Annotated in this window: 10 protein-coding genes; 1 reads left to right on the forward strand and 9 read right to left on the reverse strand. The window is 45.2% G+C overall.

The window, feature by feature from the left end; all coding sequences use genetic code 11:
* Nucleotides 1–182: 182 nt before the first annotated feature.
* The 4 genes from PGS25_RS15175 to PGS25_RS15190 form a co-directional block, all read right to left on the reverse strand.
* Nucleotides 183–419, reverse strand: coding sequence for a hypothetical protein (locus PGS25_RS15175; RefSeq protein ID WP_158575671.1), 237 nt, complete (start codon nt 417–419; stop codon nt 183–185).
* Between the two features lie 73 nt (nt 420–492).
* Nucleotides 493–1,581: a relaxase/mobilization nuclease domain-containing protein gene (locus tag PGS25_RS15180; protein ID WP_118564790.1), complete on the reverse strand. Its 1,089-nt coding sequence runs from the start codon at nt 1,579–1,581 to the stop codon at nt 493–495.
* Nucleotides 1,542–1,865 (reverse strand): plasmid mobilization protein, encoded by a 324-nt coding sequence (locus tag PGS25_RS15185; RefSeq protein WP_118564791.1) that lies wholly within the window; start codon nt 1,863–1,865, stop codon nt 1,542–1,544. Before PGS25_RS15185 ends, PGS25_RS15180 begins: the two co-directional genes overlap by 40 nt.
* 8 nt (nt 1,866–1,873) lie before the next feature.
* A complete protein-coding gene (locus tag PGS25_RS15190; RefSeq protein WP_118564792.1) occupies nt 1,874–2,386 on the reverse strand; it encodes a molecular chaperone GrpE in 513 nt (170 codons plus the stop codon).
* A gap of 440 nt (nt 2,387–2,826) precedes the next feature.
* Between PGS25_RS15190 and PGS25_RS15195 the strand changes: the two genes are divergently transcribed.
* Nucleotides 2,827–3,627, forward strand: coding sequence for a hypothetical protein (locus PGS25_RS15195; protein ID WP_118564786.1), 801 nt, complete (start codon nt 2,827–2,829; stop codon nt 3,625–3,627).
* 50 nt (nt 3,628–3,677) lie between these two features.
* Here PGS25_RS15195 and PGS25_RS15200 read toward each other — a convergent pair whose 3' ends face one another.
* The 5 genes from PGS25_RS15200 to PGS25_RS15220 are packed head-to-tail and all read right to left on the reverse strand — an operon-like array spanning nt 3,678 to nt 6,690.
* On the reverse strand, nt 3,678–3,824 hold the full coding sequence (locus tag PGS25_RS15200) for a hypothetical protein (RefSeq protein WP_158575669.1): 147 nt from the start codon (nt 3,822–3,824) through the stop codon (nt 3,678–3,680).
* A gap of 29 nt (nt 3,825–3,853) precedes the next feature.
* Nucleotides 3,854–4,363: a hypothetical protein gene (locus PGS25_RS15205; RefSeq protein ID WP_118564793.1), complete on the reverse strand. Its 510-nt coding sequence runs from the start codon at nt 4,361–4,363 to the stop codon at nt 3,854–3,856.
* An 11-nt stretch (nt 4,364–4,374) separates the two neighbouring features.
* A complete protein-coding gene (locus PGS25_RS15210) occupies nt 4,375–4,686 on the reverse strand; it encodes a type II toxin-antitoxin system RelE/ParE family toxin (protein ID WP_118564787.1) in 312 nt (103 codons plus the stop codon).
* Entirely contained in the window at nt 4,679–4,957 is a 279-nt protein-coding gene (locus tag PGS25_RS15215; protein ID WP_117492668.1) for a type II toxin-antitoxin system Phd/YefM family antitoxin, read from the reverse strand. The genes PGS25_RS15210 and PGS25_RS15215 overlap by 8 nt, the downstream gene beginning before the upstream one ends.
* A gap of 56 nt (nt 4,958–5,013) precedes the next feature.
* Nucleotides 5,014–6,690 carry a hypothetical protein gene (locus PGS25_RS15220; protein ID WP_118564788.1) on the reverse strand — a complete coding sequence of 559 codons (1,677 nt, stop codon included), beginning with the start codon at nt 6,688–6,690 and terminating at the stop codon, nt 5,014–5,016.
* Between the last annotated feature and the right edge of the window lie 72 nt (nt 6,691–6,762).

Consider the following 6,762-nt stretch of genomic DNA (forward strand, 5'->3'; position numbering starts at 1 on the left):
TTTTCCCGACAAAAAAATCGGTCGCTTTTTGACCATCTCCGGCACCCCTCTGAGTACCCTGCCAGCCCCCTATCAGGGCGTTATATTATCAATACAGTTTTTCCACCTTTTCCCGACAAAAAAATCGGTCGATTTTCGACCGTATTTGCTTGTCCATATTTTACAGTAACGGCACGAGGGTGTCAATCCCTCGTGCCGTGTTTCTCTTTAATTTCTTGGAGTTGTACTCGGATACTCTTTTTTTTCTCAACTGCTGCTTTAGGTTGTGCCTTTAATGTCCTATTGCACGCCTGTACCGTTGCACCTAATGCGATCACAGCATTTAATATTCTCTGCCATCGCTCCCATGTCAGGCCCTTTACTCGCCCAAAGAGTGATTTCTTTGTTTGAATATCCTGCGTTTCCGCAGTTACTCCCATACATTTCTCCATAAGAGTGTTTACTACGCCTATTAGCAGCTTCTTTTGTTTCTGTAACTTCTCTGTTTCTTTCTTAAAGTTCGAGATCATCTCTCCGGTGTCGGCGCATACTTGCTTCAGCTGCTCGTTTTGCTTCTTTAGCTCTGCATTCTCTTTCTGTATCTCCTGCACTTCGTCGGCTTCGTTCAGCTGCGCGTTCTTGTCTGCCAGCTTCTGCATTTCCGACTTGAGCAGCGATATTTGCGATGAAAGCTCCGATATTGTCTGCTTCTGCTGTTCGATTGTCTGTCTTTGCTCCTCGATCAGCTGCGAGCTGCTCTCTTGCACGCTGCGCTGTTTGCTGACTTCGTGCATTGCCCTCAAACTCATGTTCCAAGCTCTCCTTTCCAAAGTCCATGTTATAATACTTCTCCAGCTTGTTATTGCGGATTTTGCACTGCTTTTCGCCCTGCTCTTGCCGTTTTAAGTCTGTAAAGGTAATATATTTGTGGCTGTCCTGCCAGTCTACGCCGTATCCTCGCTCATTCATACGCTGCACAAAGTCTGTACGGTTGGTGGCCTGTTCTCGGCAGTCCAATATCGCCAGCGCAATATCTTGCACATAGCTCTTTACCTCGCCCTGCTCGGCCTTTTTGAGCAACTGATAGGTGTCCTTGCTGAACGCTACCGTTTCCTCTCGCTCCTGTCCGTCAAAGGTCTTTCCCTTTTCGGTAATATGCAGCCCATATTTCGCGCAAAGCTGGTCGGAATAATCTTTCATGGCCTGCAGCTCTGCCTTGCTCTGCTGGAGCTTGTGGCCGTCTACATAGCTCACGCTGTTCACCACAAAGTGCGTGTGGATATGCTCCTTGTCCTCATGGGTAGCAATCAACACCTCAAAGTCCTGCCACTCCGGTCGTGAGGCTGCCAGCTGGCACGCGATCTGGTGCGCCTGCGCCGGATCTATCTTCTCGCCTGGTGCAAAGCTCTGAACAAAATGCTTGTAGGTTCGCCCTCCGTCCTTATCCCACAATAATTTCGTAACTCTCATTTCATCTTTAACTGTATCAGGAACGCAATTCAAGCCACTCAGCAACTTTTGTTCCGTTTTTTCCTCTTGCATTACATAATCGAGGACTGTGTTTATCCCAGCTTTTGAAGATACTGCCTTAATGACTGCCATACCATTTTCACCTCGTCTAATACCGTCGGCAATTCTTTTTTGTAATCAATATAGCCGCGCTCATTAAGTCTTTTGGCGATTTGGTTGAGGTTTGCGCCCTGTCGTTTCAGTTCCGGCACGATCTCTTTGATACCGTCCGTATTTACAATCTCCTTACCCAGCACGCAGGATAAAATATACTGCTGTTGGTTCATGCCGCTTTCAGAAATTTTCTGTTGCAGCAGCTCCCATTCCTCCTCACTAACTCGGAACGAGAGCTGCTTCGGTCTACTCTTATTTGCCATGACCGTCGTTATTCTCCCTTAAATTTTCTCAGTGCCTCTACATAATCTCGGATTGCTTCTACTTCTTCGGCCATACTCAACTTGCTCGGCTTCCAATCGTCCAGCCAATACTGCAATTCATCTTCAAAATCGAACGTGTCACCTGGCTCCATTTCGTATTCTTCACGCTGCTCCTCAAACTCCTCTGGGTGCGATTTGTATTCTTCGTTCTCCTCATAGAGTTCGATAAAATTTTCGAGGTCTGCGTTCTGCTCCAGCAAATGCCACAGCAGCGTTCTCTTATCATCACGCTCAAAACCGCAGCGGTTAAACCAGTCCTCGGCAAGATAGCGTTCGTCCGAACCATTAGTGAAAGTGCCATCAACCAGATCACCGATGAAGCTCTCCAACAACTCAGAAACCGTCATGCTGTGGCTGATGGCTTTTTGCAAAATGCGGTCGCAATCAGCATCGGACAATTTCAAAACGAGTGTCCGCTCTTTGATGGTTTCGATTTCTTTTTTCCGATCTTCGTACAACATGGGAAACCTCTCTTTCTTTCGTTCGCGGCGTTCTCCAAGCAGGGGATTGAAGGGGGTGCAGCCCCCTCACAAGCTCTAAAGTGGTAACACTTTAGGTAGCTTGCAATATATCTCCCACACCCTCATTATACATAGCGAGCATATCATTGTCAAGTGTGGGAGATGGGCTTGCGGTAGCAAGCCCCAGTGCGGCGGATTGCGCTCTTTCCTGCTGCTGTGAATGGAGAAAAACGAGCGTCAAGGGTGGTTCACATGAACCACCCTTGACGCTCGTTTGACAACATATACAATGAAAAACGATGTTAATTTGCACAATATCATGTTGCATTTTCATTATATATTTATTATAATTGACTTACACAAATCAAGATTGAGGTGTTTCCAATGGTCTTTTATACTTACGTCTAACTTACTTAAAGTCTATATAGGAGGCTGCTACTATGAAAAGATTTCTATCAATTTTTCTATCCACTGTATTGCTTCTTTCTCTGAACGCACCCGCCTACGCCGACAATCTTACAACTTCCACCGAGGAAGAAATCTCAACAGTCTACGGCATTCCAAAATCTATCTTTGAAACGCTTCCTACTGATATTCAATCATCACTTACAAATGATATCGAGAATATTATTGATTACTCGACTCAAACTACTTACATAAAAGTATCTCATACTGACTCAGGAGAAAGAATCTCTTCTCAATCTACCTACCAAGATTATCTCAAGGCATCAACACTTAGTGACCCAGATGAGAACGATTGGATGAGAGTCCAAACATCGATCATCAATAAGGGGTCTTATGCTCAAGTGTCTGCTGCATATACTTGGCTTACTCGCCCCGCATTTCGTATGAATGACGTTATCGGACTCTCTCTTACGCAAGGAACAATCCAAGATAACACCGCCGATGGTTTCTATACCTACACAACTGCGAAAGGGTCTGTCACTACAGAATTTTCTGATACTCCTTCCAAATTTGACTATGAAGGTCATGGTTTAGTCCGCAAGGTAGTCCTTGCAAAACCTGACTATCCCGTCAATAGTGATTTTATGTTTATGAAAGCAAATATTTATAAAGAAGGTCGTTCTGAAGGGTTAAACGGAACTTATGGACATCAGCGAGTCAGTATGGCTCTTTCACCATCTTTCAATATCGATAGAAGCGGTGTACTAAGCTGTGTGGGAGTTAATATTGGAATGACATATGACCAGTTTAAAGGCTATACCTCTATTGCTTGGTAAGTATTCAACAGAAAAATGAGGAACATTTAATAAAAAATGTTCCTCATTTTTTATCTTCTATCAATTTTACGTTTAATTTCGTACAAAATAAAACCTCCCATAACAGCAATCGGTAATGAAACCGAGAAAGAAACTGGCTCTAAAAAAGCTCCTATAACACCAGCAACTAACGTACAAATTATCGCCAAAATAATCATATTTATTCCTTACGCTCTCTTTCTTATACTTACTTTTTGAACAATCGTCTAAACCAATACCAATGCGGTTCTTTCTTCTCCTGCACGCTGGCAGCTGCATGATCTTCCCCATCTGAAAGCTGCTGCTGGATTGTCCCAGCGTGGAGGGCCTGTGCAGCACGCGCCGTTTCCTGCGCTGCCAACAATGCAGTACTGCACTCAGCCAACCTCGCGTTTAACTCTCTGATCTGCTCGTCTTTCACTGCCAACTGCTTATCCTTTACTGATAGCTGTGTTTCCTTACGGTCTAATTCTTTCTGTAACATTGAAATCAGCACCGTTTCGGAGGTTTCGCAAGTTTCGCAACTTGCTTTCGCTGGTTGCGAAACTTCGTTTCGCTCTACCCCCAAATAGTGTAGATATATCGAGCTTTTTTGGCTTTCGCTAAGTGCGAAACTTCCTTTCGCATCTTTCGCAACATGGTTTCGTCTACACCAGCCGCGTACAGCCTGTTCAGACACTCCACATTCAGCCGCAATTTCCTTAATCGTCTTAGCCATTCGACCTTTCATCACTCCAGCAATCTGCTAATATCTCGTTTAGCATACACTACACGAGCGACTGTCACCAATTTCTTTTCCTCGTCCACCCAGTAAAACATCAAAAAATTCTGCACTAAGATTTTTCGATACTCACGCTTCAACGAGCGGATTGGTTGATACGACGGAAGCGCATACGGAAATGTGAGTACGCTTTCCGCTGCGTTTACCAGCTCCATCGCCAAACGAGCTGCCGCGGTAGGATTTTGCAGCTCCCCACTGATATAGCGCACGATCTCAACCATATCTCTCTGAGCAACAGGCAGGTACTCCAGTTTATACACCCTGCTCCCCTCCAATAGCGGCTTTCATCGCTTTCAATACATCTTTGGAGGAATAACGCTGATCTGTCAGCTCGGCCTCTCGCTCGGCCTCTTGCAGTTTGAAGTAAACCTCGCTTTCAAATTGCAAGTTTTCAAACGCTTCCATGCTCAAAACGACCATATCACCATACCCATTTTTGGTTAAAAACACAGGCTGAGCCGTTTCATGCACTGTTTTGGAAATGTCCGCAAAGTTATTTCGCAAATCCGATACAGGTCTAATCATATTCATACCATCAACCTCCTTACTATTATTTTAGCGTAATTATGCTAAAATATCAACATCATTTATTTTTTGTTTTTGGGTGGAAACAAAGCGTTAACGCAATCGGTCGCTAAATAATTCATGTACTCATCGTCCGGCATAACGTTGATCCGGCGAATACCATTCGCCGCACACCCAACCAGCAGCCCGGCATCGACCTCACTTTCCGCAAAAACCATGTGTTTTGCCTGCTCCTGCACCTGCTCTTTTCTGGTCTTTCCATGCAAGAACACTTCATAGGCTTCTTCTTCCGAAAGCCCGCGTTCCTGCGCAATCGCAGTCACCGCAGCCACAATCTCAGCTGCCTTACGCTGGCTCTCATCACCAGACAGCTGAACCATCTTCTCTTTGTTCGTATACTCTCGTAATTCCATCAAATCTATCTCCCTCCACCAGCGATACACTGTCGGTTTGCTCAATCCAGTTTCTCTGATACACTCCGCTTTCGTTCCCTCTGGATGCTCTGAACGCCACTCAGTTACCACAGATAACTTGTCCGGCCTGCCATTACCCTCGCGCCAATTCTTATTTCCGTTTATCTCATCTCGTACAAAATTCATAAGTTTAACATGATCTGCTCTCTTGCGGCCATTACGCTTATTCTTTTCAATCTGAATACCGGTACGCCACACAATCGTATCAATCGGATATGTAATATAGCTGTCCGTATAAGCCTCCAGAGCGTGTAGAACATCATCTTCGGTGAACTCATCACCTTTTGTATTCATAAACGGAATAAGGCCGTATGCGTCCTCCTCGAGCGTTTCTCGAGGTACTCCACACTTCTGCGCGTATGTTGCAAGCGTCATAATACACCAATATCGGTGCCCCTGCTCCGCGCCGCCCAGCAGCTTTTTAATCCACCAGTCATAAAGCGCCTTTTTACAAGTCCATGTATTCTTCGGACGTTTCTCCACGACACGCCGCTGATACCACTCCGGATACTTCTTCTTTGCATCTTCAAGTCGCAAATCAGACTTATAAGCAAAGTTTTCGGCACGATATTCCTCCGGTACAAACTTATTCAAATACTCTACGGTTACTTTTTCACCAACCGAAAACGCACGACAACGGCCACCATCCTTAGTAATCGTACCAACCACACGAAAACCCTGAAACAAACTCTCATACTGCACCTTATCATGCAGCGAGGACGCACCCTGCGTCCATGCTTGCCAAGTCAGCCGCCTTTTCAGCTTCTCCAACTCCTCAACAATGTTCTTAAACATCGGAATAGGCTGCTTAAAGACGTAATAAAGATGGATACCTGTGCCGGAAGATACCAAATATGTAGGCCGCGGCAACCCCCAGACAAATTTCAGCATCTCATGGCCGCGCTCGATCTGTTCCATGAAGAACTCCCACTGCTTCCGCTCCTCAATACCGTCAAGATCAATAGCCAGCGCATACATAAACCGAGCATTGGAAGACTTCCGGCTCTTGCCTGCATAACTGATCGGACTCATCAGACAAAAATCATCCGTCCCAGCCATATCCCCAATCACATCAAGATCATCAGTAATCGTCATACGCTTTGCGCGCTTGCTGCCTTTCTCAATCGCAACCGCGATACCATTATATTTCCCGTCCTCAAATACACCACGCTCCTCAAACGAACCCTCAGGAAAAACATCCCGATAAAAGTCCATATAATGAACCTCGTCAAAATTCGCCGCTAAAGCACCTAAAATATCATACATCGCCACACACCTCCAACCCCCTATCAGGGCGTTATATTATCAATGAATTTTTTTTACCTTTTCCCGACAAAA

This window comes from Butyricicoccus sp. AM78-15b2TA (genome assembly GCF_027665985.1).
Lineage (GTDB): Bacteria > Bacillota > Clostridia > Oscillospirales > Butyricicoccaceae > Agathobaculum > Agathobaculum butyriciproducens.

Coding starts and splice junctions, on each gene's coding strand:
- PGS25_RS15175 (WP_158575671.1), bottom strand. CDS start 419: ATGGGAGTAACTGCGGAAACGCAGGATATTCAAACAAAGAAATCACTC.
- PGS25_RS15180 (WP_118564790.1), bottom strand. CDS start 1,581: ATGGCAGTCATTAAGGCAGTATCTTCAAAAGCTGGGATAAACACAGTC.
- PGS25_RS15185 (WP_118564791.1), bottom strand. CDS start 1,865: ATGGCAAATAAGAGTAGACCGAAGCAGCTCTCGTTCCGAGTTAGTGAG.
- PGS25_RS15190 (WP_118564792.1), bottom strand. CDS start 2,386: ATGTTGTACGAAGATCGGAAAAAAGAAATCGAAACCATCAAAGAGCGG.
- PGS25_RS15195 (WP_118564786.1), top strand. CDS start 2,827: ATGAAAAGATTTCTATCAATTTTTCTATCCACTGTATTGCTTCTTTCT.
- PGS25_RS15200 (WP_158575669.1), bottom strand. CDS start 3,824: ATGATTATTTTGGCGATAATTTGTACGTTAGTTGCTGGTGTTATAGGA.
- PGS25_RS15205 (WP_118564793.1), bottom strand. CDS start 4,363: ATGGCTAAGACGATTAAGGAAATTGCGGCTGAATGTGGAGTGTCTGAA.
- PGS25_RS15215 (WP_117492668.1), bottom strand. CDS start 4,957: ATGAATATGATTAGACCTGTATCGGATTTGCGAAATAACTTTGCGGAC.
- PGS25_RS15220 (WP_118564788.1), bottom strand. CDS start 6,690: ATGTATGATATTTTAGGTGCTTTAGCGGCGAATTTTGACGAGGTTCAT.